A 24,837-nucleotide genomic window follows, 5' to 3' on the forward strand; every position below is an offset into this window, starting at 1 on the left:
CCGGACGTACCTCAGCCACCGGTCACCGGCTTCGGCGGTCGCGCCAGACTCAGCGCCACCGTGACCGCCAGGATCACCGCCACGACGCCCAGCGACCACAGCACTGGAATCTTGTAGACGTCGATCAGCAGCATCTTGGCGCCGATGAAGACCAGCACCACAGCCAGACCGTAGGGCAGCAGGTGGAAGCGGTCGGCCATGCCGGCGAGCATGAAGAACATCGCGCGCAGGCCCAACACCGCGAAGACGTTAGACGTCAGCACGATGAAGGGATCGGTGGTGATCGCGAAGATCGCCGGGATGCTGTCGACCGCGAAGATCACGTCGATCACGCCGATCAGCACCAGCACCACGAACAGCGGCGTGTAGGCCCAAGCGCCGCCTTCGCGCACGCGCAGCGCCGCGCCGCGGTAGCCGTCGGTGAGCCGCAGATGCCCGCGCATCCAGCGCAGCACCACGTTGTTCTCCAGATCCGGCTCCTTGCCGGCGGCGAACCACATCTTGAAGCCGGTCAGCAGCAGGAACGCGCCGAATACGTACAGCAGCCAGTGGAACTGGGCCAGCAACGCCGCGCCGACGAAGATCAGCACCGCGCGCAGCACCAGCGCCAGCAGGATGCCGATGATCAGCACGCGCTGGCGCTGCGCCTCGGGCACGCCGAAGAAGGTGAAGAGCAGCAGGAACACGAAGATGTTGTCGACCGCGAGCGACTTCTCGACCAGATAGCCGGTCAGGAATTCCAGGCCCACGCGATTGGCGAGCGCGGCGCCCGCGGTCTCGTGCAGGTACCACCACAGACCTGCGTTGAAGAGCAGCGCCAGGGCCACCCAGCCCAGGCTCCACCACAGCGCCTCCTTGAACGTGACCTTGTGCGCGCCGCCGTGGCGCATCAGCACCAGGTCGACGAGCAGCGCGATCACCACCAGGCCGCCGAAGCCGGCCCACAACCAGACATTGCCAATCGTTTCCATCGAGATTCCCGAGCATGTGGAGGAGGTCCGCAGGGCGCGGACATCGTCGGGAACCGGGAACCGGAATCCGGGGACGTGCCTTCGCCATTGCGGCGAAGGTCTTGCTCACAGCCCGCTTGGGCTGCCGTGCGACCGGAGCATCGCTGCTCGAAATGACGGCCTGCACGCTGGGAGCTACTCCCCTTCGGGTGCGGATTCTGCGGATACCGCGCGTGACGGGCAAGTGCACGCGGTAAAATCGCAGGGATGAACACACCCTACCCGACCGTACACCTGAAGAACGCCTGGCGTTCCAGCCACCCGTGGATCTTCCAGCGCCTCGTCGAGAAGCCGGCGCAGCGCCCCAAGCCCGGCAGCATCGTCGACGTCATCGGCGTCGAAGGCGAGTGGATCGGCCGCGGTTTCTACAACGGCCATTCGCGCATCGCCGTGCGCATCCTCGAAACGCATCCCGACGTACCGGTCGACGCCGGCTGGTTCTCGCGCAAGATCGCCGAGGCCGTCTCGCTGCGCCGCGATGTGCTCAAGCTCGATGACGTGTCCGATGCCTGGCGCGTCGTGCACAGCGAAGGCGACGGCCTGTCGGGTCTGGTCGTGGACCGCTACGGCGATCTGCTGGTCGTCGAATTCTTCAGCGCCGGCATGTTCCGCCATCGCGAATGGATCTACGAAGCGCTGACCGAACAGTTCCCCGGCTGCCGCTTCCACAGCTTCGCCGACGAACACGTGCAGAAGCAGGAAAGTTTCGACTACCGCGGCAGCGTGCCGGCCGATCCGGCGATCATCACCGAGTACGGCGTGCGCTTCCGCGCCGATCCCGCCGGTGCGCACAAGACCGGCTTCTTCGCCGACCAGCGCGAGAACCGCGAGTGGCTGAGCCGCCAGGTGGCAGGCAAGCGCGTGCTCGACCTGTGCTGCAACACCGGCGGGTTCGGTGTGTACGCCGCCGTGCGTGGCGCCAGCGAAGTCGTGGGCATCGACATCGACGAAGACGTCATCGAGATCGCCAAGGGCAATGCCCGGCTCAACGATGCGCGCATCAGGTTCGTGCAGGCCGACATCTTCCCGTGGCTGCGCGATGCATCGAACGCGGGCGATGCCTACGACGTCGTCGTGCTCGACCCGGCCAAGATGACCCGTGACCGCGAGCAGGTGATCCCGGCGCTGAAGAAGTACCTCGACATGAACAAGCTCGCGCTCGGCGTGGTCAAGCCGGGCGGACTGCTGGCGACGTTCTCGTGCACCGGTCTGGTCAGCGAGGAGCAGTTCCTCGACATGCTGCGGCGCGCGGCGTTCTACGCCAACCGCACGATCCAGATCCTCAAGGTCTCGGGCGCGGGCGCGGATCATCCGTTCATGGCGCACGTGCAGGAATCGCGTTACCTCAAGGCGGTGTTCTGCCGCGTCGTGGACTGATCCCGCTGCATGGCGCGGAGGCTGCGGCCCGGCTTGCGCGGTGCGATCTGGGGCGTCGCCGCGCTGACGACGGTCGCGCTCGCGGCGAGCTTCGTCTGGGACTGGCGCACGCCCGAGCGGCCTGATCCCGGTCCGCCGCCTGCGGGCCTGCCGGCGCGAATCGAATCCGTGGCCGGCGACGGCCATCGCGGCGTGCGCGATGGCACGCGCTCCGAGGCGCGGTTCGACGATCCCTTCGGCATCGCCGTCGCGGCGGACGGCACTGCGTTCGTCGCCGATGGCGGCGCGTCGAACCGCATCCGTCGCGTGCATCCCGATGGCCGCGTCGACACGCTCGTCGGCAGCCTCGAAGGCTTCGTCGACGGGCGCGGCGCCGATGCGCGTTTCCACACGCCGTCCGGTCTCGCCCTCGACGCGGTCGGTGCGCTGTATGTCGCCGACACCGGCAACCACGCGATCCGGCGCGTCGCGCCCGACGGCACGGTGACGACGCTGGCCGGGACCGGGGAGGCCGGTTTCGTCGATGGTCCCGTTGCACAGGCGCGCTTCCATGCGCCGACCGGCGTGGCCGTCGATGCCGCGGGGCGCGTCTTCGTCGCGGACGGGTTCAACGACCGCATCCGCGTGATCGAGGCGGGCACCGTGCGCACGCTGGCCGGCGATGGACGGCCGGGCTTCGTCGACGGCGTCGGCGCGCAGGCGCGCTTCGATACGCCGGGCGGACTCGCGCTCGGCGATGACGGTGCACTGTGGATCGCCGACACCGGCAACCACGCGATCCGGCGCATCGCGCCCGACGGCGCCACGACGACGCTGGAGCAGCACGGTGACGAACCCGATGCCGCGCCGATGTCGCCGGTGTCCATCGCCATCGATGCGCAGCAACGGCTCTATGTCGGCGAACTCGCACAGGGTCGCGTGCTGCAGATCGAAGCCGACGGTCGCGCGCGCGTGCTGACCGGTCGCGACATGGCGCAGCGCCTGGCGCGTCCGGCCGGTCTCACGTTCGATCGTTTCGGCCGGCTGTGGGTCGCCGATGCCGCGGCGTATCGCGTGCATCGCATCGTGCAGGTGCGACGCGCCGGTGCGAAGCAGAATCTCGCCAACGCCACGGTCGGTCCTGCGCCGGACGCCGCACTGCCGGACACACGCGGCCGCTGGCCCCTCGCACCGCAGGACGGCTGGCACGAAGTCGTCGGCACGCTCGGCGAGGTGCGCGGCAACTTCCGCGGTGAATCGCGCAGCCACCTGCACGCCGGCTTCGACGTGCGCGGCGACGTGGGCAGTCCGGTGCTGGCGATCGCCGATGCGAAAGTCGCGAGCCCGTATGCCGCGAGCGGATTCGGCGACCAGGCCGAGAACCTCGCAATCGACGATCTGGCCTACATGCACATGCGCGTCGGCCGCACGCCGCGCGGCGAGGTGCTCGATCCACGGTTCCAGCTGATCGCAGGCGACGACGGCCGGCCGATGCGCGTGCGCATTCCGCGCGGCACGCACATCCGCGCCGGCGATGCGATCGGCACCATCAACGCGCAGGCGCACGTGCATCTGATCCTCGGACCGTCCGGCTACCAGCGCAATGCGGTGACGCTGGGCTTCCGTAATTTCGTCGACACCATCGCGCCGCGCATCGACGATCTCGCGCTGCTCGACGCGCTCGACATGCCGATGACGTCACGCGAAGACGGTCGCGTGATCCTGCCGCGCGATGGCGGCGGCCTGCAGATCATCGTCGAGGCCTGGGACCAGGTGGACGGCAACCTGCCGCGCCGGCGCCTCGGCCTGCACACGCTCGGCTGGCAGTTGCTGGCCGCCGACGGCCGCCCGATGCCCGGCTTCGAGGTGCCGCGCTTCACGATCGATTTCGACCGCATGCCGCCGCATCGCGATGCGGTGCGCGTTGCCTACTCCGCCGACAGCGGCATCACCGTGCACGGCGCCTCGCGCACGCGGTTCCGTTACGCGGTCAACAATCTCGTCCGCGACGGTCGTCTCGAAGCGATGCTGTGGGATCCGGCGGACCTGCCCATCGGCGATTACCTGCTGCGCGCCACCGTGCGCGATGCCAGCGGCAACACCGCGACGCGCGAGCTGCCGATCCGGCTGTACTGATCCGCGCTCAGCCGCGCGCCGGCTCGTCGTCGGTCAGCGGATAGCCGGCGAAGGATTTGACCTCGTCCATCAGGAAGTGGGAGACGATCTTCTCCACCCCGTAGTCGCCGCTGAGCAGCGAGCGGGCGATGTCCTTCCAGTGGTGCACGTCGCGCACGATGACCCGCAGCATGTAGTCGTAGGCGCCGGACACGCGGCTGGCTTCGACGATCTCCGGCATCGCCAGGATGCAACGGTCGAACGCGGTGAACTCCTCGAGCGCGTGCTTCTGGAAACTGATCTGCGCCATGACGATCGTCGCCGAGCGGATGCGGTCGACGGCGACGTGGGCGCGATAGCTGCGGATCAGGCCGCGCTGCTCCAGCGCGCGCACCCGGGCCAGGCAGGCGCTGGGCGACAGCGCCACCCGCTCGGCGAGGGCGTGGTTGGTGATCCGTGCATCCTGCTGCAGCACGTCGAGGATCTTCAGGTCGGTGCGGTCGGGCGAACGGGCGGACATGCGGCGCTCCTGGGCGGTTCCGGCGGCCACGGCGGGCCGCGGCGGCGCTACAACGTATCGAATTCCGGGGCCGGCGGCGCAGATCCTGCGTAATTTGCGGCCGCATTCCGTGGCTTCTTCGGCAGCGCACCACGGCTGCTCTTTTACGATCAATCACTTGAGTCATCCACGCGCTCCGTGGAATCTGCTGGACGCGGTTACGCCCGTCTTCTATTACTCGAACGTCAGCGCCGCGCTTCGGCATCACCATGCGAAGCGCAGCGGCCTGGTCCCAGTCCAGCCATCGCCCACGGGAATCGCCATGAAGCCGCTCACCACCGCACGTCTGGCCCACGCCATCCGTCTCGTCTGTCTGTGTACGCCGCTGATCGCCGCACCGGCGATGGCGCAGACCGCGGCGCCGGGGACACCTGCCTCGCCCGCCTCGACCACCGATCTCGACGCGATCGTCGTCACCGCCGGCAAGCGCAACGAATCGGTGCGCGAGATCGCGGGTTCGGTCTCGGCCGTCACCGGCCAGCAGCTCGAGGATCTGGGCGCGCAGTCGCTGGCCGACTACATCCAGCGCACGCCGGGCGTGGTGTTCAACAGCTACCAGCCGGGCGTCTCGCACGTGGTCATGCGCGGCATCGCGACCAGTTCGGGCAACGTGCAGGGCCAGACGACGACCGGCTATTTCCTCAACGAAGTGCCGTTGACCGAGCCGGGCTTCAGCATCGTCATTCCCGACATCGACGCCTTCGACATCAACCGCGTCGAAGTGCTGCGCGGGCCGCAAGGCACGCTGTTCGGTTCGGCGTCGATGGGTGGTGCGATCAACTACGTCGCCAACGTCGCCGACCCGACCGGCTTCGACGCGGCTGTCGAAGCCACCGCCAGCCAGACCCGCAACGCCGACATCGGCTTCGGCGGCAAGGCGATGGTCAACCTGCCGATCGCCGACGACATCCTCGCCGTGCGCGCCGTCGCGCAGTACCGCGACGATCCCGGCTATCTCGACAACATCGGCCTCGGCCGCGAAGGCAGCAACGACAGCCAGACCGCGGGTGGCCGCCTGTCGGTGACGCTGACGCCGTCGGAGGCGACCACGCTGAGCTGGTTGAGCCTGTGGCAGAACACCGATGCCGACGACAACAGCTACCGCATCGCCGGTCTCGGCGAGTTCGAACGCGACACCGCGATTCCCGAGTTCACCGATACGAAGGTCGCCGTGCACAGCCTGCGGCTCGATCAGGACCTCGGCTTCGCCACGCTGACCGCGTTGCTGTCGCAGCAGCACAAGCAGCAGGACTGGCAGTTCGATTTCACCCCGATACGCGTGTTCTACAACGCCGATCTCGACCTCGATCTCGACACACCGTTGTTCATCGCTTCCGGCGGCGAAAGCACCGGCCGCAGCCTCGAACTGCGTCTGGCCTCGCCCGGCGACCAGCGCCTGGAATGGCTGGTCGGCGGCATGGTGTTCCAGACCGACAAGGATCTCTACGAGACCATCGGCGCCGCGGGCGCTGCCGGTGCGTTCGACCGCTCGTCATTGTTCGGTCCGGGCAGCGGCGCGGTCATCGCACCCGACGGCTCCACGTTCAACGCGTTCTACAGCCATCTCGACGGTTCCGAACTCGCGGTGTTCGGCGAAGGCACCTTCCACTTCAACGATCAATGGAAGGCCACGGTCGGCGGCCGCTTCTTCCGCACGAGCGTCGAAGCGCAGACCACGCAGGTCGGCTTCTCGACGTATCCCGGCGACCCCATCGTCACCCGCTCGCGTACCGACGAGGACGGCCTCAATCCCAAGGTCTCGCTGACCTGGACGCCGTCCGCCGATCTGATGCTCTACGCGCTGGTGTCGGAAGGCTTCCGCTTCGGCGAGCCGAACACGCCCGGGCTCAGCGCGTTTCCGATTCCCGCCGGCTCCATCAGTGACAGCCTGATCAACTACGAACTCGGCACGCGCACCAGCTGGGCGGACGGCCGCTGGCTGATCGACGCCACGCTGTTCTATGTCGACTGGAGCGACATCCAGCTGCGCCTGCAGACGCCGGACTTCTTCAACTACGCCAGCAACGGCGGCAAGGCCTACAGCCGCGGCATCGAACTGGCGACCACGTGGCGCCCGGTCGACAGCTTCGACTGGACGCTGGCCGCGACCTGGCAGCAGGCGCGCCTCGACGAGGATCTCGACATCCTGTTCGCCGGCACCGCGCCCGCCGGTTCGCAGCTGCCGGGCTCGGCCGACTGGACCGTCAGCAACGTGCTGAGCTACCGCTTCGACACGCGCTTTTCGCCGACGCTGACGCTGGCCCACCAGTACATCGGCAGCGGCATCAGCGATCTCAACTCCGCCGTGCCCGGCGCCGCGCGCAACGAACAGGGCAACTACAACACCGTCGACCTGCGCTACCGCATGTCGTTCGGCAATACCGATCTGACCCTGTTCGGCAGCAATCTCGGCGACACCCGCGGCATCACCCGCAGCGTGTCCGAGGTCAACGGCATCGGCCAGGGCATCGTGCGGCCGCGCACCGTCGGCGTGACCGTGCACTGGCATTACTGACGATGCGCGATCCACACGCCGGCGCGCGCCGGTTGCCCGACCACGACCGCCAGAGCGGCCGGAGATTCCTGTTCCCATGACCGTGTTCGATTCCACGGCCGGCCACGCCGATGCGCTCGCGCTCGGCCGGCTGGACGCCCACGCCCAGGCCGCGCTGCGCGCACGCGGCGAGCTGGGTGCGCTGGACCTCACCGACGCGGCGATTCTCCGCGCCCGCCATTTCGATCCCGTGCTCGGCGCGCTGAGCCATACCGCGTTCGATGCGGCCCGCCGGCACGCGCGCGCACTCGATGCCGCCGGCGTCGATCCCGCCGCGCCGCTGGCCGGCGTGCCGTGGCTGCCGAAGGATTCGCTGCGCGTGCCCGGCATGCCGACGCGTGGCGGTTCGCGCAGCCGCACCGGCATGCTTGCGACCGCAGACGAAGCCTCGCCTTTCGTCCGGCGCTTCGAGGCCGCCGGTCTCGTCGCGATCGGCAAGAGCGCGATGCCCGAGTTCGGCCTGATGGGGTCCACCGAACCGCTGCTCGGCCCGGTCACTGCGAACCCGTGGTCGCTGACGCACTCGCCCGGCGGTTCCAGCGGCGGCGCCGGCGCAGCGCTCGCGGCCGGCATCGTGCCGCTGGCGCATGGCAGCGACGGGGCGGGGTCGATCCGGATTCCCGCGTCCGCCTGCGGCGTCGTCGGCCTCAAACCCGGACGCGGGGCCTGCGTGCCGGTACGCGGGCGTCATGCGATCGAAGACCTGATCGTCGCCGACAGCCTGATGTCGCGCAGCGTGCGCGATACCGCGTGGGCCTTCGCCGCCGCGCACCCGGATTCGTCCGCCGTGGTGACCGGGCCGAACGCGCGCCGTCTGCGCATCGGTCTGGTCGTCGATGCGTTGCCCGGGCTCGCGCCCGATCCGGAAGTCGCCGCCGCGCTCGATGCCACGGCGCGCCTGTGCGAATCGCTCGGCCACCACATCGAGCCGGTCGCCTGGCCACTGCCGGGCGAGGCGGTGTGGGCCGCGCTGTACACCTTGTGGTCGCGGCTCGGTGCGGACGCGGTCGAACTCGCGGTCGCACAGGGCGGCATTGCGTTCGCCGAACGTGCGCTCGAACCGTGGACGCGCGGCCTCGCGCACTGGCACGAGACGCATTGCGGCGTGCCCGAACTCGAACAGGCCTGGACGACGGTGGCAGCCCTGCCTGCGGCATTCGCCAACTTCCACGCGCGCCACGACGTGCTGCTGTGCCCGACGCTGCGCACGCCGCCGCCGACGCTCGGCACACTCGCGCCCGATCGTGAGTTCGACGCGCTGATGCCGGCGATGTTCGAGTGGATCTCGTATACGCCGCTGCAGAATCTGGCCGGCACGCCGGCGATCTCGCTGCCGCTCGCGCACAGCCGCGACGGTCTGCCGATCGGTCTGCAGTTCGCCGCCGATCGCGGACACGAAGCCACACTGCTTGCCCTCGCCTTCGAACTGGAATCGGCCGCGCCCTGGTGCGACCGTTGGCCGCCGGTCTCGGTAGCCGCTACACAGGACATACGCTGATGGGCCACGCCCGCGATTCCCGATACGCACCGCGCCACGACGGCGACGTGCTGCGCCTGCTCGACGCGCAGCCGTTCGCATGGCTGGTCTCCGCCGGCGGCGACGATGCCGCGTTCACGCCGTTGCCGCTGCGCACCGAGATCGATGCCGAAGGCCGACTGGTCGCGCTGCGCGGACACGTCGCGCGTCGCAATCCGCACGTCGCGCGTCTGCGCCGCGATCCGATCGCGTACGCGCTGGTGATCGGGCCGCATGCCTATGTGTCGCCAAGCTGGCTCGACGATCGCACCCAGGCGCCGAGCTGGAACTACGCGGCCGCTGCGTTCACGTTGCACGTCGACTGCAGCGAAACCGACGCCGACATCGCTGACGAACTCGACGCGCTGGTCACATCGATGGAGGCCGGGCGTCCGAATGCGTGGGCGCTGCCGGAAATGGGCGAACGCTACGCGCGGCTCGCGCAGGGCGTCACCGCGTTGCGCGGACGGATCCTCGACACCCGCGCCACCTTCAAGCTCGGTCAGGACGAAGCACCACACGATTTCGCGCAACTGATCGCGGGTCTGGTCAGCGGCGGCGAACACGATCTCGTCGCCTGGATGCGCGATTTCGACGCGGACCGCCCCGCATGAGCGCGAGTCTCGATGCATTGGATCCGGCGCTGCGCACCTTCGTGCACACGGTCTGCAGCGAAGGCGCGCGCCTCGCCGGTGGTCGACGCCTCGACTGGCCGCAACAGCGCGCGATCGCGGAGACCGTCCGCACGCCGTGGCGCGCCGGCGGACCGGTGATGGCGACGACCACGGCGCACCGGATCGCACACGGCGCCGACGGTTTTGACGTGCGCGTGCATCGACCGCAGGGCATCGCCGCGCAGGCGCAGGCGCTGGTGTATCTGCATGGTGGCGGCTGGTGTCTCTTCAGTCTCGATACGCACGACCGGCTGATGCGCGAACTCGCCGAGCGCGCTGGCGTCGTCGTCATCGGCGTGGACTACGCGCTGGCCCCGGAACATCCGTATCCGGTCGCGCTGGAGCAGTGCATCGCCGCGATCCGCGCACTGCGCGAGCAGCCCGAAATCTTCGGCATCGACGCGACACGCCTGGCGCTGGGCGGCGACTCGGCAGGTGCAAACCTTGCGCTCGCGACTGCACTGCGGCTGCGCGATGTCGGCGCGCATGGCGGCATCGACGCGCTGCTGCTGCTCTACGGCGCTTTCGATACCGCGCTGGACGCAGATTCCGTACGCACGCTCGGCACCGCCGACGACATGCTCAGTGCCGACGAGATGGCGGCTTACTGGACCGCGTATCTGGGACCGGACGCCGCCGCGTGCCGCGATGGCTACGCCGTGCCCGCACACGCCAGCCTGCACGATCTGCCGCCGACGCTGCTGCTGTGGGGCGAACGCGATGTTCTGGCGGCGCAGAGCGCGGCGATGGCGACGCGGCTGCGCGCCGCCGGCGTGCAGGTCGATGCGCTCGCGTATCCGCGTACGCCGCACAGTTTCATCGAGGCGATGTCGACTTCGGAGATCGCGCGCGACGCACTCGCGCGTGGTGCAGGCTGGCTGCGCATCCATCTCGCCGTGACGCAGGACGCTTCCGCATGATCCGATCTCTGCTGCTGTCGTGCGCGCTGCTGTCGCTGGCGCCGCTCGCTTCCGCGCAGGCACCCACAACCCACGCGCATGTGCCGACGCCGCAGGACATCGCCGCGCTGGCCGCGGTCGACGATCCGCAGATCAGTCCCGATGGCCGCAAGATCGCCTACACCGTCGGTACGCCGCGCGCGGACGGCAAACCGCCGCGCACACAGCTGTGGCGCGTGGCCTTCGACGGCGATGCTGCGCCGCGCGTAATCCCCACGCCTGCCGAGGCCAGCGACCGTCAACCGCGCTGGTCGCGCGACGGCAAGCAGCTGCTGTTCCTGTCGGACCGGCCCGTGCCGGGCGGGCAGACACTCGGCGCGAACCAGGTCTGGCGCGTCGCTGCCGACGGCACGCAGGCGACGCTGCTGACCCGCGCCGCGACCGACGTCGCCACCTTCGATCTGTCCGCCGATGGCCGCCGCCTTGCCTGGATTGCGACCGATGCGCCCTCGCACGCAGACGCCGCTCGCATCGCGGCCAAGGACGATGCGGTCGTCGTCGAACAGCCCACGCGGTTCTCGCGTGTCTGGCTGCAGGACCTCGAAACCGGCGCGGCGCGCGTGCTGACGCCGACCGGGATGCAGATCCACGATCTCGCCTGGTCGCCCGATGGCCGCACGCTGGCGCTGCGCCGCTCGACCGGCACCACGCTCAACGACTTCTGGTACGACTCGGCGGTCGTGCTGCTGGATGTCGACAGCGGCCGCATCGGCGATGTGCTGGAACCGCACGCGTCCGCGCATCCGCTGCAGTGGTCGCCGGACGGGACGCGCCTGCTGTACGGCCGGCTCGGTGCGCACGGCATGGTCGCGACGCCGATCGTCCGCAATATCGCGCGCGGCACGCAGGTCGCACTCGGTGAGTCCTGGCCCGGCACGCTGTGGCTCGCGCGCTGGCAGACCGACACCACGCTGCTCGGCCAGGGCCAGCGCGGTATCCGCGGCGCGCTGTTGCAGCTCGATGCGTCGAGCGGCGCGGCCACCGAACTCGCGCAGCCGCAGATTCCGTATCGCAGCTTTACCGCATCCGCCGATGGCCGCATCGCCTATCTCGGCCTGCGCGACGACAGCCCAGGGAATGTGTGGACCTGGGACGGCACGCGACTCGCGCAACGCAGCGATCACCAGCCGCAGGTCGCGGACTGGGCGCTCGGGCGCGTGCGCGAGCTCGAATGGGCGTCGTCGCGCGACGGACGCGCGATCAGCGGCCTGCTGGTCACGCCGTCGGACTGGGACGGCGCGACGCCGCTGCCGACGCTGGTGCAGATCCACGGCGGACCGGCGTGGGCGTGGTGGTCGGGCTGGCAGGGCTCGTGGCACGAATGGGCGCAGCTGCTCGCCACGCGCGGGTACGCCGTGTTGCTGCCGAATCCGCGCGGCTCCGAAGGCCATGGCAGTGCGTTCGCCGAACTCGCCCGCGGCGACTGGGGTGACGGCCCGCTGCAGGACGTGCTCGACGGCGTCGATCTGCTGGAGGCCGAAGGCGTGATCGACCCGAAGCGCCTCGCGATCGGCGGCTGGAGTTACGGCGGTTACCTGTCGGCGTGGGCGGTCGCGCGCAGCGACCGGTTCCGCACTGCAATCGTCGGCGCCGGCGTGCTCGATCTCGCCAGCGCGGCGCTGACCAACGACGTGCCGGATTACCTGCCCGGCTACTTCGGCGATCCGCTGCACGAACGGCGCACCTACGACGCGCAGTCGCCGGTGCATCACGCGAAGGATGTGCGCGTGCCGGTGCTGCTGCTGCACGGGGAAGCCGATGCACGCGTGCCGCTGTCGCAGGCGCAGATGTTCCATCGCGCCTTGCGCTTCAACGGCACGCCGGTCGAACTGGTGACCTACCCGCGCGGCCCGCACTGGTTCCACGAACAGGCGCACGAAATCGATCTGCAGCAGCGCGTCGTCGACTGGCTCGATCGCAGCTTGCGTTGAGCGTGTTTCGACACGCGCCGAAGCATTTCAGTTGAACGCGAGGCGGACGCCGAAGCCGACCAGGCACGCGCCGGCGATCCGCCGCAGCCACGTGGTGATCCGCGGATCGCGGGCGACGCGTGCGCGCAGCGCGTGTCCGGCGAGGATCAGCAGCGAGCAGTACAGCAGGCCCAGCACGCAGATCAGCGCCGACATCGTCGCGAACGTCGCGACGCCGCGGTGCTGCGCCGGATCGATGAACAGCGGAAAGAACGCCATGTAGAACAGCACGGCCTTCGGATTGAGCAGCGTGATCAGCAGGCCCTGCCGGAACCAGTGGCCGCTGCCCATCGAGACCATGCCCGAGCCGTCGCCGCGACTGCGCAGCAGCTGCACGCCGATCCACACCAGATACGCCGCGCCGAGCCACTGCACGCCGCGGAACAGCATCGGATTGGCGGCGAGCAATGCGGCCACGCCGCCTGCAGCCAGCCACAGCAGGATCTGGTCGCCGAGCGCCAGCCCGAAGAACGCCGCGTAGCCGCCGCGCACGCCGCCGCGCGCGGTCGCGGTCAGCAACGCGAAAGTGCCCGGCCCCGGAATCGCGAGGAACACGAGCACCGCGACCACGAAGGTCGGCAGATCGGAAATGCCCATCCAGCCCATGTCGTCACCGCCGCGGATCGAGCGCGAATGATACGCAGGCGACACGCGCGATCGGCACCGGGCTGCGCGTTTCGATGCCGGTTCACGGCGCCTCGTCGGCGCGGCTGGCACGGTATGCAGTCGCGGGCATCGACGCAGGGCGGCCAGACGGCCGGGAGGCGATGGTCGCAATTCCCTGCTGCCGGAGATCCCCATGCATTCACGTCGCACCTTTCTGTCCGCCGCCGCGCTCGGCGCTGCCACCCTCGCCGCCGCGCCGCTGATCGCCAGTGCGCAGACCACACCCGGGGATGTCCTGCCGACGCAGGGCCGTCGTGGCGCCAGTCCATTGCCGACCAATCCCGCGGGCGGTCGCAAATACCGCCCGACCGCGCGTGTCGGTCTCGGCGGTGCGCCGCTCGGCAACAACTGGGCAGTGGTCACCGAAGACGACGCGCAGGCCACGCTGGAAGCGGCGTGGGATGGCGGCATGCGCCTGTTCGACACCTCGCCCTGGTACGGCCTGGGCCGTTCCGAGCGTCGCTTCGGCCATGTGCTGGGCCAGAAGCCGCGCGAGGAGTACGTCATCTCCAGCAAGGTCGGCCGCCTGCTGACCGCGACGAAGGAGACGCCGAAGGTCAGCTGGAAGGAGCCGCCGCCGTTCGCGTATCGCTACGACTACAGCGCCGAGGGCACGCGACGTTCTGTCGAGGACAGCCTGCAGCGTCTCGGCATCGATTCGCTCGACATCGTGCTCGTGCACGATCTGTCGCCCGACAACGGCGACATGGGCGAGCGCTGGCTCGAGTACTTCGAGCAGGCGCGCACCGGTGCGTTCCCGGAACTGACGAAGATGCGCGAGGAGGGCCTGATCAAGGCCTGGGGCATGGGCGTCAACACGCCGGACCCGGCGATGCGCGCGATCGAGGTCGCCGATCCGGACATCTTCCTCCTCGCCTGCCAGTACTCGCTGCTCGACCACACGAATGCGCTCGAACACACCTTCCCGCACCTCGCCACGCGCGGCATCTCGGTGATCGTCGGTTCGCCGTTGCTGGCCGGCTTTCTCGCCGGGCGCGACCGGTACCTCTACGGCTCGCAGCCGGTGCCGCCGGATGCGCAGCAGAAGCGCGCGAAGGCCGAAGAGATCGTGCGCGCGCACGGCGTCGATCTGCGCACCGTTGCGCTGCAGTTCGCCAACGCACCCGAAGTGGTCTCGGCGATCGTGCCGGGCTCGCGCAATGCCGAACAGGTGGCCGCGAACATCGAATCGATGTCGGTCGCGATTCCGGCGGCGGTGTGGTCGGACCTGCGCGCCGCGAAGATCATCACCGCGAACGCGCCGGTGCCGAACGCGGCTTGAGACCGTTGAACGCGTCCGGCGCTACGGCGCCGGACGTGCCGCGACGCGCGCACGCACCGCGTCGATCAGTGCCGGCAAGGTCTCGTACCTCGGCACCGCGTAGCGCTCGGCGGTGATGTCGAGATTGCCTTTGCGGAAGTAGCCCGCCGGCGCGGCGAGCAGCAGCTTGCCCGAGCGGGCGTACAGGCCGAATTCCAGCAGCGTGATCGGGCTCTGCGTGCCGGGTGCGAAATACATCAGCACGAGATCGGCGCGCTCCAGCGCGTCGAGTTCCCATTCCACCTGACGGCGGAACTCGGGCTCGTCAGCCTCGGGTCGCCACTCGGGATTCCAGTCGGCGCGGCGCGGGTTGAGCAGCACCACGTCGAGATCGGCCAGCGCGTCCTGCACGTCCTGTTGCCAGTCACCGGCACGGCCCATTTCGATACTGCCGGCGAGGAACACCTTCTGGCGCGCATCGTCGGCAATTGCGTCGGGTGAGGTGATCGTCGTCGCGGCGGACGCCGACAGCGGCGCGAGGGCGAACAGACACAGCGCAACGAACAGGCATCGGGACATCACGGGCACACGCAGTCAGGGACGCGCCATGATCGCAGACGCCCGCCGTCGTGTTCGTGTCACCGATTGCTCAACGTGGCGGCCGCGCGGTCAGCACATCGAAGGCTTCGTCGATCTGCTCGGGCGAAAAGCCGCAGTGGCCTTCTCCCGCCGGCGGCAGCACCGTCACCTTGTCGGCATGCCCCGCCGTTGCTGCGAGCGCGGGATAGACGCTCTGCCAACGTGGCGGAATCGTCGGATCGTTCTGGTTGTAGCGCAGCACCAGCGGCTTGCCGATGTTGCCGCGCAGCTCGGTGGTGTCGTCCAGATAGGCCATCGCCTGCGGGCTGGCGGTGTAGCGACGCACGCCTGCGTTGAACGCGGCATCGTCGCCGAAGCCGCTGTACACCGTGTCGCGATTGCCGACCGGCAGACCGCCCGCGCGCGCGATCATTTCGCGCTGTACCAGCACGTGCAGGCTGAGCGTGCCGGCGAGCGCATCGGGCGCGACTTCCAGTGCGCGCGCCAGCGTAGCGGCGGCGTCGGGGTTGGCTGCGAGCGCAGTGCCGATCGCCTGCATCAACGCGACCTGGTCGGCGCGCGGATCATCGAGCGGGGGTGCCGCGGGATCGGACAGACGGCCGCCCGGCAGGTCGGCATCGGGAAACAGGACATCGAACGCGACCAGCGAGCGCAGCGTTTCCGCGAACACCTGCGTTGCCGGCACATTGACGCCACACAGCGACAGCGCGCCGTCATAGGCCGCGCCGTGCTGTTCCAGGCTTGCGAGTGCGACCAGGCCGCCCATCGACATGCCGAGCAGCCAGCTGCGTTCCGGCGCGTGCCGCGCAGCGACATGGGCGCGCAGGCGTTCGCTGTCAGCAATCGCATCGGCAACCGCCCAGCCTTGTGATGCATAGGCGCTTTCGGCGACCGCATAGCCGCGGGCGAGGAAGATCGCCGTCGCGGGATCGGCCGGCCACGGCGTGTCACGCGGCGCACCGCGCGTCTCGTAGCCGTGCAACAGCACGACGAGTTCGCCGTTCCAGTCGGCCGGAATTTCGAAGCGGTAGGGCGAGCCGGCGAGCGTGCCGGTATCGACCACCGGTGCCACGCTCGTGATCGGCGCCTGCGGTTGCGCGGACGTGCCCGCACAGCCTGCGAGCAGGGCGATGGCGACCGCGAGTGCGGCGTTGCGCAGCAGGTGATGTCGCATCGTCAGAACCTCCCCGGGCCTGCGGCGGAGCATCGCACGACGCCGGGGCGCGGTCAGCCGGTAGCCGGCGGCGCCTCGCGCACTTCTTCCATCAGCCCGACGAGGTTGCCGTCCGGGTCACGCAGGAACCCGATCCACAGATCGTGGTCGGGAATCCGCGCGGCGAGCGCAGGTGCGCGCTCCGCCACGGCGCCCTTCGCAACGCAGCCTTCGAAGACACGCACGATGTCGTGTACGTGGAAATACAGTACCGAGTTGCGACCCGGTTCGCCTGCGCCCTGCGGCGTACTCAGCATCAGCCGCACGCCGCCCGCATCGAGAAACGCGAGCCCGGGCCCGGCGCGGAACAGGAAGTCGAGGGCCAGTACGTCGCGGTAGAAGCCGAGCGCGGCGTCGAAGTCGGACACGGTGACGGCGACCTGGCGCAGGGCGATGGGCGCGGGACTGTTCATCGCGCGCAGCTCACGGCGCGTCGCGCGGGCGTCGTCGCAGCTTCCCAGGGCGCCGGCTGGATCTGGTCGCTGACGCCCCAGTGATAGACGAACGCGGCGCCATCGTCGGTGGTGCCATGCGCGCGGATCGGCCCGAGGCCCGAATCGAATCCCCAGGTCTGGTCCAGCGATTCCACACGCAGCTGTGCGCCTGGCGCGAGTGTGCGGACCAGACGCACGCGGTTGAAGGCGTGGTTCGTGGTGTCGACGGGCAGCGTCTGCAGCGACAGCGCGGGTTCGTCGCGGATCGCGTACAGGCCCGCTGATTGCTGCAGCACGACCTGCGTCGGCACGGTCAACGGCAGGCACGCATCCCGCGCAAGATCGTGGGTGCCCTCGCAGCCGGCAAGTGCCAGCGCGGCCAAAGAGACGAGAGGGCGGATCGACATGGCGCTTCCACGGCGGACGCGGCGCGTCCTGACGCCGGCACGATAGCCCGGCGACGGTGCAGGTGCATCCGCGACATGCAGGATCTGCTGCACTCAGGCGTGGTCGACGCGCGCGAAGCGCGGCACCTTGATGCCGTCGATATCGACCGTTTCGACGAACATCGCATGCGGCCGCACCCACAGCGCGCCTTCGCCATACAGCGGCCGGTAGACCACGACCGGTTCCAGCGTTTCGCTGTGGCGCGCCACACCGATGACGTCGTAGTCGCGACCCTTGTAATGGCGGTAGCGACCCGGCGCGAGCGCGGGCAATGCAGGCAGATCGGACATCGGTGTCTCCGTTGAAAAGTGCGCGGATCAGCGACGTCCGCTTGGCGCGCGTCTGGTCGTCGACCTCAGCAGGCCGAAGCCGTAGACGAGCAGACCGGCCACCACCACGGCGCCGCCGACGATGCGGCCCAGATCACGCGCCTCGCCATCGGTGGCGAACAGATGGATCGCAACCAGCACGCCCGCGCCGATCAGCAGCAGGCAGCGGCCGACCATCACCATCGGCCGGGTGAACCGCCGCTTCGCTTCGTCGATCGAACGGTTGCGCTGCATCGTCGTCGCCTCGTGTGCCATTCGGGATGCGAGTTTCGCATGCAGGCGCAGCCGCTGAGACGGCGCCCGCTAGAATCACCGGATGAATGCCACGCTCGTACTGCTCGCCCTGATCCTGCTGCTCGTCGCCATCGCGACCGGCCTCCTCGTCGTTCTGCTGCTGCGTCGCCCTGGCCAAGGCAGCGACGCCCTGGAGCGCGTGCTGCGCGAGGAACAGCGCGACGGCCGCGGCGAACTGCGCCAGCAGCTCGATGCCTCGGCGGCGTCGCAGGCGCAGCGCATCGATGCATTCGGCGCGCAGCTGCAGGCCGTCGCCGCGCGCACCGACCAGCGTCTCGACGAGTTCACCGTCCGCACCGATGCGCGGCTCGACACGTTCACCCGCACGACCGACGAGCGCCTCGGCGTGCTGCGCGCGGCGCTGACCGAAGACGCGCGCAAGACGCGCACCGAAGGCGCCGAGCAGCAGCAGCGTTTCGCCGACGCACTCGGCGCACGCCTCAACGAGCTGACCCAGCGCAACGAACAGCGCATCGGCGAAATGCGCACGACGCTGGAACAGCAGCTGCAGCGCCTGCAGGCCGACAACGCCAGCAAGCTCGACCAGATGCGCGCGACCGTCGACGAAAAACTGCAGACCACGCTCAATACGCGTCTCGATGCCTCGTTCAAGATCGTGTCCGAGCGCTTGGAACAGGTGCAGCGCGGCCTCGGTGAAATGCAGCAGCTGGCGACCGGGGTGGGCGACCTCAAGCGCGTGCTGACCAACGTCAAGGATCGTGGCGGCTGGGGCGAAGTGCAGCTGGAGAACATCCTCGAGCAGACGCTGACGATGGAGCAGTACGCGCGCGGCGTGCGGGTGAAGCCCGACAGCGCGGAAGCGGTGGACTTCGCGATCCGTCTGCCCGGTCGCGGCGACGACACGGTGGTGTGGCTGCCGGTCGACGCCAAGTTCCCGCGCGAGGATTACGAACGCCTGATCGACGCGCAGGAGAAGGGCGACGTCGAGGCGCTCAAGAGCTCGGCCGCGCAGCTCGAACGCGCGATTCGCGTGCAGGCGAAGTCGATCAGCGACAAATACGTGTGCCCGCCGCACACGACCGATTTCGCGGTGATGTTCCTGCCGACCGAAGGCCTGTACGCCGAAGTAATCCGCCGCGCCGGTCTGGTCGATCTGCTGCAGCGCGAACATCGCGTGGTGCTGGCCGGCCCAACCACGTTCACCGCCCTGCTCAACAGCCTGCAGATGGGCTTCCGCACGCTGGCGATCGAGAAGCGCTCCAGCGAAGTCTGGCAGGTGCTGGGCGCGGTGAAGAGCGAGTTCGGCAAATTCGCCGGCATTCTGGAAAAGGCCGAGAAGCAGATCACCACGGTCGGCAAGAGCCTCGGCGAGGCCAGCCGCAAGACCCGCACGATCGAGCGCCGCCTGCGCGGTGTGGAGACGCTGCCGGGGCCCGATGCGCAGGCGCTGCTGGGCGAGGCGCTGGACGATGTGGCGGGCGACGAGGACGACGAGGGGTCGCAGGAGCCGTAAGCGCTCCCGCGCGATGACGCGCGGTTCGTGATTCGCGTGGTGATGGGTTTCGCCGCGCTCGACCCATGCTGCGGTTGTGGCGGTCCGTCAGTTTGTGGAAACGCGTGGGCCGCTAACATCGGGCCTCTTCTTCTCCGTGAGCGCACCGCCATGACCGCACCGCTGACCGACATCCCGCTCAAGACCATCGACGGCGACACGACCACCCTCGGCGCGCATGCCGGCAAGGTGTTGCTGGTCGTCAACGTCGCGTCCAAGTGCGGCCTGACGCCGCAGTACGAAGGTCTCGAAGCGCTGTATCGCGAGAAGCGCGACGCAGGCCTGGAAGTGCTGGGTTTTCCAGCCAACGACTTCGCCGGACAGGAGCCGGGCAGCGACGCCGAGATCCAGCAGTTCTGCAGCCTGAGCTACGACGTCAGCTTTCCGCTGTTCTCCAAGATCGCGGTGACCGGCGAGTCGATCCATCCGCTGTACACCGCGCTGACGACCGCGCAGCCCGAAGCGACCGGCGAAGGCCCGATGCGCGAGAAGCTGCGCGCCTTCGGCCCGCCGAATCCGGCGCCGGGCGTGCTGTGGAATTTCGAGAAGTTCCTGATCGACCGCCACGGGCATGTGGTGGGCCGGTTCGCACCGGACGTGAAGGCGGACGATCCGCGCGTGCGTGCGGCGGTGGAGGCGGCGTTGGCGGGAGCGTGATTGTTGCGGGTGTGGGTGCTGCGGTGACAGGGTTCGGGTTGATGCTGCGCTCTGCTTTGAATTTCCTGCGGGAAGCGCCCTCACCCCAACCCCTCTCCCAAAGGGAGAGGGGCTCGAAGGCGTGCGGCCGTGCATGAAACGAGCCCCTCTCCCTTTGGGAGAGGGGTTGGGGTGAGGGCCGCTTTTCGCAGGCGTGCTCTTCGCAGCGACGCTCTCGAAGCGCCACGTCGCGCGCGCTCGGTTCTAACGAAATGCCCAGACGCGGGATGCACCCGCGCGTCGCCAGATTTGCCGACAACGGGTGCTTCGCCCCCACCCAACCCTCCCCCGTAAACGAGGGAGGGCTACAACAAAAAGCCCCGCTTTCGCGGGGCTTTTTCTCAGAACCTCAACACACCCGAGCCATCAATTCGACGGCGACAGCGGCACCATCGGCATCACGTCGACCGGGACGGTCGGCATCGCGTCGTCGTCGTAGAGGTAATCCGGCAGGCCGGCCTCGTCGTCGTCGCGGTTGGCGCGTCGCACGGATTCGATCTGGTAGGCGCGGCGCTGCATCCACGCGTCGCGGATCAGCGCGTATTCGTCGGTCGCACCTTCGCGCATGCTGTCGACGGCGAACAGACGCGTGCGCAGGTCGACCAGCTGCAGGCCCTGCAGACCGTAGCGCCACGGATCGTCGCTGACCTGACGCAGCGGCGACAGCGGGGCATCGCCGACCAGGCCGAAACCGTCGCGCAGCGTACGCGGGCCGAACAGCGGCAGTTCGAGGTACCGCGAATCGCGCCAGCCCCAGACGCCCATCGTCTGTCCGAAGTCGGCACTCTGGTTCGGAATCTCCGCATCCGTCGCCGGATCGAAGATGCCGCCGATGCCAAGCGTGCTGTTGACCAGGAAGCGGCCCAGCGACTGACCCGCGGCCTTCGGACGACCCTGCAGCAGCGCGTTGAGCGCGCTGACCGGCTGGCCGAGATTGCTGAAGAAGTTGGTGACGCCCAGACGCACCGGACGCGGTACGACCTTCGCGTAGACCTTGGCCAGCGGCTTGGCGAACCCGCGGTCGATCGCGCTGTTGAACGCGAACACCTTGCGGTTGAGCGGCTCCCACGGATCGTAGCTGCGCGGCATCTGCGCGGCTTCGGGGAGCGTGGGATCGTAGATCGGGTCGTACACCGGCTCGCCGTAGAGCGCGGCGTAGTCGAGCTCGGCATCGGTCGGCGTGCCGTCGGCAGGCGCGGCGTCGCCGGCCACGCGGGCGGCATCGTCGAAGGCCTCGATGACCACGCCGGTATCGGGCGCGGCCGGCACATCGGCGGCATCGGCATCCGCGGCGGTGGGCACGTCGGCGATCGCGGGCGCGGGCGCACCGACCGTCTCGGCCACCGGTGAAGGCACGCGATCCCGTGGGGCGCCGTTGCCGGCACAAGCGACGAGCGCTGCCGACGCGATCAGCGGCAGCAGGAAACGGAACGGGGCAAGGCTCGACATCGTCGGAATCCCGAGGGGGGCCGGGGTGGGCAGAAGGGTCACGCGGACACGTAGGCCAGCGTCGGCGTCAAACGGTAGGCGCGGCAGAGTTCGGCCAGGCCCGGCGGGGTGCCGTCGACGCGCAGGGCGCCATCGCCGGCGAGCTCGGCCAGCAGTGCGAGGCCGGCGCTGTCGAGCGTGGTGACGGCGGACAGGTCCAGCCGCGCGGCGCCCGCGCGACCGGCCTGCGCCTGCGACCACAGCGCCGGCACCGAAGCAGCGACGACATCGCCGGCGAACGCCAGCGCATCGCCATCGCGTCGGACCGAGGCTGCGGCCGTGCCCATCACTCGGCGGTCGCCTGGATCTGGCCGCTGCGCAGATCGCGCGCGACTTCCTGGATCGACTTGCGCTGCAGCGGCGTATCGAACTGCTCGCGGAAGGTGCGCACGAACGACACGCCTTCGACCATCACGTCGAACACCTTCCAGGTGCCGCCGCTCTGGCGCATCAGGTAATCGACCGGAATCGGCTCGCCGCCACTGCGCAGCAGTTCGCTCGACACGCGCACGCCGAGGCCACGCGGCAGCGGGGCTTCGGACTTGATGCGCACGCGCAGCTGGGTGTTGAAGTCCAGCAGCGACGAACCGTACTTGCGCATCAGGTTCTCGGCCAGCGCGTCACCGAACGCCTTGACGTCGGCATCCGACGCACCGCGGCCGTGGCGACCCAGCACCTGGCGCGCCGCGTAGTCGCGGTCGAACACGGTGTTGAATTCGCTGTTGATGAAGGTCTGCAGCGCACCGCGGTCGCGGGTGAACTCGGCGCGGCGCGATTCCAGCGTCTTGAGCACGCGCTCGGTGTTGCCCAGCACCAGCTGGCTGGGCGAGCCGGCCTGGGCGGTGCTGGCGGCGGGCGCGGCGGCCGGGCGGGCCTGCGCGAACGCGGCGGCGGGCAGCACCAGCGCGGCAGCGAGGGCGAGCGGCAGGGCGCGACGGATCAGGGGCATACGGATCATGGAAGGACTCCTTCGTCACTGGGGGACGCGTCGGGCGACGCGGTGCCGGCTTCGGGCGCGGCTGGCGTGGCAGCGTCGGCACCTTCGCCGCCGCCACCGAACATGTACTTGCCGACCATCTGCATCAGATCCACCGCCGGCGACGTGAAGGCGATCTCCTCGCCCGGCTGCAGCACTTCGAGATCGCCACCGACCGAGAGGCCGATGTAGCTCTCGCCGAGCAGTCCGCCGGTGAGGATCGCCGCCGAGGTGTCGGCCGGGATCTCGTTGAAACGGTCTTCGATCTTCATCGACACGATCGAGTCGAAGCGCACCGGATCCAGATCGATACCGGTCACGCGGCCGATGGTCACGCCACCCACCTTGACCGGCGCGTTGGGACGCAGCTGGCCGAGATTGCTGAAGCGGGCGTTGAGATCGTACGTGCCGCCGCGGCTGAAACCGAACTGGCCGTTGGTCGACGCGATCGCCAGCACCAGCAGCGACGCGAGCGCGAGCAGCAGGAATGCGCCAACGGCGAGTTCGAGACGGGGACCACGGGCGCTTGTCATGGGTGTCACCTTTGCAGCGGACCGCCGGGTGCGGCGGTGAAAGAAGGAATCCAGTTCAGGTCGCCGACATCAGCGGAACAGGAAGGCGGACATCACGAAGTTGAACATCAGCACCAGCAGCGAGGCATTGACCACCGCCCGCGTCGTTGCGACCGAAGTGCCCTCGATCGTCGGCTCGGCGTGGAACCCCACGTACGAGGCGACCAGCGCGGCGGTGCCGCCGAACACGGCCGACTTCACGAACGCGGTCAGGAAGTCGTGGCGGAAATCGACCGCGTCCTGCATCGACTGCCAGAACATGCCGTTGTCGATGCCCAGCACCTGCACCGCCTGGAACCAGCTCGCCGACAGCGCGAGGCTGCAGAAGAACGCGGTCAGCAGCGGCACGCAGATCACCGCGGCCCAGAAGCGCGGCGCGACCACCTTTGCGACCGGATCGATCGCCATCAGGCCGAGCGCGGTGATCTGGTCGGTGGCGCGCATCAGGCCGAGTTCGGCGGAGATCGAACTACCGGCGCGGCCGACGAACAGCAGCGCGGTCAGCACCGGCGCGAGTTCGCGGTACAGGCCCAGCCCGATCAGCACGCTGACCTGGTTGCTGGCGCCGTAGGTTTCCAGTGCGCGGTAGCCGAGCAAGGTCAGCGACAGGCCGACGAAGGCGCCGCCGACGGCGATGATCGGCAGGCTGCGGCCGCCGATCTTGTAGATCTCGCGGACCAGCTCGGAGAAGAAATCGGCGGTCGGCTTCGATGCGCGCAGCACCGACAACGAGAACAGCCCAGCGCGGCCGAGCGAGCGGATCGCGGCGCTCATCGTGCAGCCTCCGTGCGGGCGAGATCGCCGCGGTCGAATGCGATGGGCCCGTCCGGCTCGCCGCGCAGGAACTGGCGCACCAGCGGATCGGTCGTGGCCTCGAGCTCGGCCGGCGTGCCCTGGAACACGATGCGGCCGTTGGCGATCACGATCGCGTGGTCGGCGACGGGCAGCGTCTCGTGCACATGGTGGGTGACGATGATGCTGGTCAGCCCGAGCGAGGCGTTGAGGCGGCCGATCAGACTCATGATCACGCCCGAGGCGATCGGGTCCAGCCCGGTCAGCGGCTCGTCGTAGATCATCAGCGGCGGATCGAGCGCCAGCGCGCGCGCCAGGGCGACGCGGCGGGCCATGCCGCCCGACAGCTCGCGCGGATACAGATCGCCGGCGTTGCGCAGGCCCACGGCCTGCAGCTTCATCGCGACCAGACGCGCGATCACCGGCTTCGGCAATTTCGTGTGCAGACGCAGCGGCAGCGCGATGTTCTCGCCCGCGGTCAGATCGGTCAGCAGGCCGTTGCCCTGCAGCAGCACGCCGATGCCCTTGCGCAGTTCCAGCAGCTCGCGCATGCGGGTCGGCACCGGCTCGCCGAAGACTTCGACCGTACCGGCCGCAGGCACCAGCTCACCGGTCAACGCGGACAGCAGCGTCGACTTGCCGCTGCCCGACGGACCGAGCACGGCGGTCACGCTGCCGCGCGGCACCGACAGGTCGATGCCGGACAGCACGCTGCGCCCGCCGCGGTCGAGGCGGACATCGCGCAGCAGCACGGCGGGGGCGTTGGCGTCGGGCATTCGGCTCGTGGGCGTGGTGTCGGGGGACGATCGCGCAGAGAACGCGCGAAACCCGCAGAGAATGGCG

At 69.2% G+C, this 24,837-nt stretch carries 25 protein-coding genes; 10 read left to right on the forward strand and 15 right to left on the reverse strand.

What is annotated here, in order from left to right; translation table 11 throughout:
• Positions 1-11: 11 nt before the first annotated feature.
• Positions 12-971, reverse strand: a complete 960-nt coding sequence (locus LU699_RS07840) for a TerC family protein (protein WP_232136371.1) — start codon at positions 969-971, stop codon at positions 12-14.
• Positions 972-1,217: 246 nt separating this feature from the next.
• Here LU699_RS07840 and LU699_RS07845 point away from each other — a divergent pair, with 246 nt between their 5' ends.
• The gene (locus tag LU699_RS07845; protein WP_232136372.1) at positions 1,218-2,387 is read left to right on the forward strand and encodes a class I SAM-dependent rRNA methyltransferase; all 1,170 of its coding nucleotides are present in this window, start codon (positions 1,218-1,220) and stop codon (positions 2,385-2,387) included.
• Between the two features lie 9 nt (positions 2,388-2,396).
• On the forward strand, positions 2,397-4,502 hold the full coding sequence (locus tag LU699_RS07850; RefSeq protein ID WP_232136373.1) for an NHL repeat-containing protein: 2,106 nt from the start codon (positions 2,397-2,399) through the stop codon (positions 4,500-4,502).
• Between the two features lie 7 nt (positions 4,503-4,509).
• On the opposite strand, the gene LU699_RS07855 is transcribed toward LU699_RS07850, so the two are convergent.
• On the reverse strand, positions 4,510-5,001 hold the full coding sequence (locus tag LU699_RS07855) for an Lrp/AsnC family transcriptional regulator (protein WP_232136374.1): 492 nt from the start codon (positions 4,999-5,001) through the stop codon (positions 4,510-4,512).
• Between the two features lie 301 nt (positions 5,002-5,302).
• On the opposite strand from LU699_RS07855, the gene LU699_RS07860 reads away from it, so the two are divergent.
• From LU699_RS07860 to LU699_RS07880, 5 genes are all read left to right on the forward strand, one after another.
• Positions 5,303-7,555 (forward strand): TonB-dependent receptor, encoded by a 2,253-nt coding sequence (locus LU699_RS07860; protein ID WP_232136375.1) that lies wholly within the window; start codon positions 5,303-5,305, stop codon positions 7,553-7,555.
• A 76-nt stretch (positions 7,556-7,631) separates the two neighbouring features.
• Positions 7,632-9,092, forward strand: coding sequence for an amidase family protein (locus LU699_RS07865; RefSeq protein ID WP_232136377.1), 1,461 nt, complete (start codon positions 7,632-7,634; stop codon positions 9,090-9,092).
• On the forward strand, positions 9,092-9,724 hold the full coding sequence (locus tag LU699_RS07870; RefSeq protein ID WP_232136378.1) for an FMN-binding negative transcriptional regulator: 633 nt from the start codon (positions 9,092-9,094) through the stop codon (positions 9,722-9,724). Before LU699_RS07865 ends, LU699_RS07870 begins: the two co-directional genes overlap by 1 nt.
• Positions 9,721-10,704 carry an alpha/beta hydrolase gene (locus tag LU699_RS07875; protein WP_232136380.1) on the forward strand — a complete coding sequence of 328 codons (984 nt, stop codon included), beginning with the start codon at positions 9,721-9,723 and terminating at the stop codon, positions 10,702-10,704. Before LU699_RS07870 ends, LU699_RS07875 begins: the two co-directional genes overlap by 4 nt.
• On the forward strand, positions 10,701-12,674 hold the full coding sequence (locus tag LU699_RS07880) for an alpha/beta hydrolase family protein (protein ID WP_232136382.1): 1,974 nt from the start codon (positions 10,701-10,703) through the stop codon (positions 12,672-12,674). Before LU699_RS07875 ends, LU699_RS07880 begins: the two co-directional genes overlap by 4 nt.
• A gap of 27 nt (positions 12,675-12,701) precedes the next feature.
• Here LU699_RS07880 and LU699_RS07885 read toward each other — a convergent pair whose 3' ends face one another.
• Complete coding sequence (locus LU699_RS07885) at positions 12,702-13,364, reverse strand: LysE family translocator (protein ID WP_232136383.1); 663 nt, start codon at positions 13,362-13,364, stop codon at positions 12,702-12,704.
• A 148-nt stretch (positions 13,365-13,512) separates the two neighbouring features.
• Between LU699_RS07885 and LU699_RS07890 the strand changes: the two genes are divergently transcribed.
• A complete protein-coding gene (locus LU699_RS07890) occupies positions 13,513-14,661 on the forward strand; it encodes an aldo/keto reductase (protein WP_232136384.1) in 1,149 nt (382 codons plus the stop codon).
• Between the two features lie 21 nt (positions 14,662-14,682).
• On the opposite strand, the gene LU699_RS07895 is transcribed toward LU699_RS07890, so the two are convergent.
• From LU699_RS07895 to LU699_RS07920, 6 genes are all read right to left on the reverse strand, one after another.
• Entirely contained in the window at positions 14,683-15,219 is a 537-nt protein-coding gene (locus LU699_RS07895) for a nucleoside 2-deoxyribosyltransferase domain-containing protein (RefSeq protein ID WP_232136385.1), read from the reverse strand.
• Positions 15,220-15,289: 70 nt separating this feature from the next.
• Positions 15,290-16,414, reverse strand: coding sequence for an alpha/beta hydrolase family protein (locus tag LU699_RS07900; protein ID WP_232580541.1), 1,125 nt, complete (start codon positions 16,412-16,414; stop codon positions 15,290-15,292).
• A 53-nt stretch (positions 16,415-16,467) separates the two neighbouring features.
• A complete protein-coding gene (locus tag LU699_RS07905) occupies positions 16,468-16,866 on the reverse strand; it encodes a VOC family protein (RefSeq protein WP_232136387.1) in 399 nt (132 codons plus the stop codon).
• Entirely contained in the window at positions 16,863-17,294 is a 432-nt protein-coding gene (locus LU699_RS07910; RefSeq protein ID WP_232136388.1) for a hypothetical protein, read from the reverse strand. The genes LU699_RS07905 and LU699_RS07910 overlap by 4 nt, the downstream gene beginning before the upstream one ends.
• Before the next feature lie 93 nt (positions 17,295-17,387).
• Positions 17,388-17,624 carry a DUF1653 domain-containing protein gene (locus LU699_RS07915; RefSeq protein ID WP_232136389.1) on the reverse strand — a complete coding sequence of 79 codons (237 nt, stop codon included), beginning with the start codon at positions 17,622-17,624 and terminating at the stop codon, positions 17,388-17,390.
• Positions 17,625-17,651: 27 nt separating this feature from the next.
• Complete coding sequence (locus LU699_RS07920; RefSeq protein WP_232580542.1) at positions 17,652-17,897, reverse strand: hypothetical protein; 246 nt, start codon at positions 17,895-17,897, stop codon at positions 17,652-17,654.
• Between the two features lie 82 nt (positions 17,898-17,979).
• On the opposite strand from LU699_RS07920, the gene LU699_RS07925 reads away from it, so the two are divergent.
• Together LU699_RS07925 and LU699_RS07930 are read left to right on the forward strand one after the other, a co-directional pair.
• Positions 17,980-19,431, forward strand: a complete 1,452-nt coding sequence (locus LU699_RS07925; protein WP_232136391.1) for a DNA recombination protein RmuC — start codon at positions 17,980-17,982, stop codon at positions 19,429-19,431.
• 150 nt (positions 19,432-19,581) lie between these two features.
• On the forward strand, positions 19,582-20,127 hold the full coding sequence (locus LU699_RS07930; RefSeq protein WP_232136392.1) for a glutathione peroxidase: 546 nt from the start codon (positions 19,582-19,584) through the stop codon (positions 20,125-20,127).
• A 405-nt stretch (positions 20,128-20,532) separates the two neighbouring features.
• Here the strand turns inward: LU699_RS07930 and LU699_RS07935 are convergent, their stop codons facing one another.
• The 6 genes from LU699_RS07935 to LU699_RS07960 form a co-directional block, all read right to left on the reverse strand.
• The gene (locus LU699_RS07935) at positions 20,533-21,615 is read right to left on the reverse strand and encodes an MlaA family lipoprotein (RefSeq protein ID WP_232136393.1); all 1,083 of its coding nucleotides are present in this window, start codon (positions 21,613-21,615) and stop codon (positions 20,533-20,535) included.
• Positions 21,616-21,653: 38 nt separating this feature from the next.
• Positions 21,654-21,941 (reverse strand): STAS domain-containing protein, encoded by a 288-nt coding sequence (locus LU699_RS07940; RefSeq protein ID WP_232136394.1) that lies wholly within the window; start codon positions 21,939-21,941, stop codon positions 21,654-21,656.
• Complete coding sequence (locus LU699_RS07945; protein ID WP_232580563.1) at positions 21,941-22,603, reverse strand: MlaC/ttg2D family ABC transporter substrate-binding protein; 663 nt, start codon at positions 22,601-22,603, stop codon at positions 21,941-21,943. The genes LU699_RS07940 and LU699_RS07945 overlap by 1 nt, the downstream gene beginning before the upstream one ends.
• A 5-nt stretch (positions 22,604-22,608) precedes the next feature.
• A complete protein-coding gene (mlaD, locus tag LU699_RS07950) occupies positions 22,609-23,163 on the reverse strand; it encodes an outer membrane lipid asymmetry maintenance protein MlaD (RefSeq protein WP_232136395.1) in 555 nt (184 codons plus the stop codon).
• Positions 23,164-23,232: 69 nt separating this feature from the next.
• On the reverse strand, positions 23,233-23,976 hold the full coding sequence (locus LU699_RS07955) for an MlaE family lipid ABC transporter permease subunit (RefSeq protein WP_232136396.1): 744 nt from the start codon (positions 23,974-23,976) through the stop codon (positions 23,233-23,235).
• Positions 23,973-24,770 carry an ABC transporter ATP-binding protein gene (locus tag LU699_RS07960; RefSeq protein WP_232136397.1) on the reverse strand — a complete coding sequence of 266 codons (798 nt, stop codon included), beginning with the start codon at positions 24,768-24,770 and terminating at the stop codon, positions 23,973-23,975. Before LU699_RS07960 ends, LU699_RS07955 begins: the two co-directional genes overlap by 4 nt.
• Positions 24,771-24,837 lie beyond the last annotated feature (67 nt).

It is taken from the genome of Luteimonas fraxinea (assembly GCF_021233355.1).
GTDB lineage: Bacteria > Pseudomonadota > Gammaproteobacteria > Xanthomonadales > Xanthomonadaceae > Luteimonas > Luteimonas fraxinea.

Bases quoted from the DNA above. Each gene is read 5' to 3' on its own strand.
- LU699_RS07840 (WP_232136371.1), bottom strand. From the start codon at position 971: ATGGAAACGATTGGCAATGTCTGGTTGTGGGCCGGCTTCGGCGGCCTG.
- LU699_RS07845 (WP_232136372.1), top strand. From the start codon at position 1,218: ATGAACACACCCTACCCGACCGTACACCTGAAGAACGCCTGGCGTTCC.
- LU699_RS07850 (WP_232136373.1), top strand. From the start codon at position 2,397: ATGGCGCGGAGGCTGCGGCCCGGCTTGCGCGGTGCGATCTGGGGCGTC.
- LU699_RS07855 (WP_232136374.1), bottom strand. From the start codon at position 5,001: ATGTCCGCCCGTTCGCCCGACCGCACCGACCTGAAGATCCTCGACGTG.
- LU699_RS07860 (WP_232136375.1), top strand. From the start codon at position 5,303: ATGAAGCCGCTCACCACCGCACGTCTGGCCCACGCCATCCGTCTCGTC.
- LU699_RS07865 (WP_232136377.1), top strand. From the start codon at position 7,632: ATGACCGTGTTCGATTCCACGGCCGGCCACGCCGATGCGCTCGCGCTC.
- LU699_RS07870 (WP_232136378.1), top strand. From the start codon at position 9,092: ATGGGCCACGCCCGCGATTCCCGATACGCACCGCGCCACGACGGCGAC.
- LU699_RS07875 (WP_232136380.1), top strand. From the start codon at position 9,721: ATGAGCGCGAGTCTCGATGCATTGGATCCGGCGCTGCGCACCTTCGTG.
- LU699_RS07880 (WP_232136382.1), top strand. From the start codon at position 10,701: ATGATCCGATCTCTGCTGCTGTCGTGCGCGCTGCTGTCGCTGGCGCCG.
- LU699_RS07890 (WP_232136384.1), top strand. From the start codon at position 13,513: ATGCATTCACGTCGCACCTTTCTGTCCGCCGCCGCGCTCGGCGCTGCC.
- LU699_RS07895 (WP_232136385.1), bottom strand. From the start codon at position 15,219: ATGTCCCGATGCCTGTTCGTTGCGCTGTGTCTGTTCGCCCTCGCGCCG.
- LU699_RS07900 (WP_232580541.1), bottom strand. From the start codon at position 16,414: ATGCGACATCACCTGCTGCGCAACGCCGCACTCGCGGTCGCCATCGCC.
- LU699_RS07905 (WP_232136387.1), bottom strand. From the start codon at position 16,866: ATGAACAGTCCCGCGCCCATCGCCCTGCGCCAGGTCGCCGTCACCGTG.
- LU699_RS07910 (WP_232136388.1), bottom strand. From the start codon at position 17,294: ATGTCGATCCGCCCTCTCGTCTCTTTGGCCGCGCTGGCACTTGCCGGC.
- LU699_RS07915 (WP_232136389.1), bottom strand. From the start codon at position 17,624: ATGTCCGATCTGCCTGCATTGCCCGCGCTCGCGCCGGGTCGCTACCGC.
- LU699_RS07920 (WP_232580542.1), bottom strand. From the start codon at position 17,897: ATGCAGCGCAACCGTTCGATCGACGAAGCGAAGCGGCGGTTCACCCGG.
- LU699_RS07925 (WP_232136391.1), top strand. From the start codon at position 17,980: ATGAATGCCACGCTCGTACTGCTCGCCCTGATCCTGCTGCTCGTCGCC.
- LU699_RS07930 (WP_232136392.1), top strand. From the start codon at position 19,582: ATGACCGCACCGCTGACCGACATCCCGCTCAAGACCATCGACGGCGAC.
- LU699_RS07935 (WP_232136393.1), bottom strand. From the start codon at position 21,615: ATGTCGAGCCTTGCCCCGTTCCGTTTCCTGCTGCCGCTGATCGCGTCG.
- LU699_RS07940 (WP_232136394.1), bottom strand. From the start codon at position 21,941: ATGGGCACGGCCGCAGCCTCGGTCCGACGCGATGGCGATGCGCTGGCG.
- LU699_RS07945 (WP_232580563.1), bottom strand. From the start codon at position 22,603: ATGCCCCTGATCCGTCGCGCCCTGCCGCTCGCCCTCGCTGCCGCGCTG.
- mlaD (WP_232136395.1), bottom strand. From the start codon at position 23,163: ATGACAAGCGCCCGTGGTCCCCGTCTCGAACTCGCCGTTGGCGCATTC.
- LU699_RS07955 (WP_232136396.1), bottom strand. From the start codon at position 23,976: ATGAGCGCCGCGATCCGCTCGCTCGGCCGCGCTGGGCTGTTCTCGTTG.
- LU699_RS07960 (WP_232136397.1), bottom strand. From the start codon at position 24,770: ATGCCCGACGCCAACGCCCCCGCCGTGCTGCTGCGCGATGTCCGCCTC.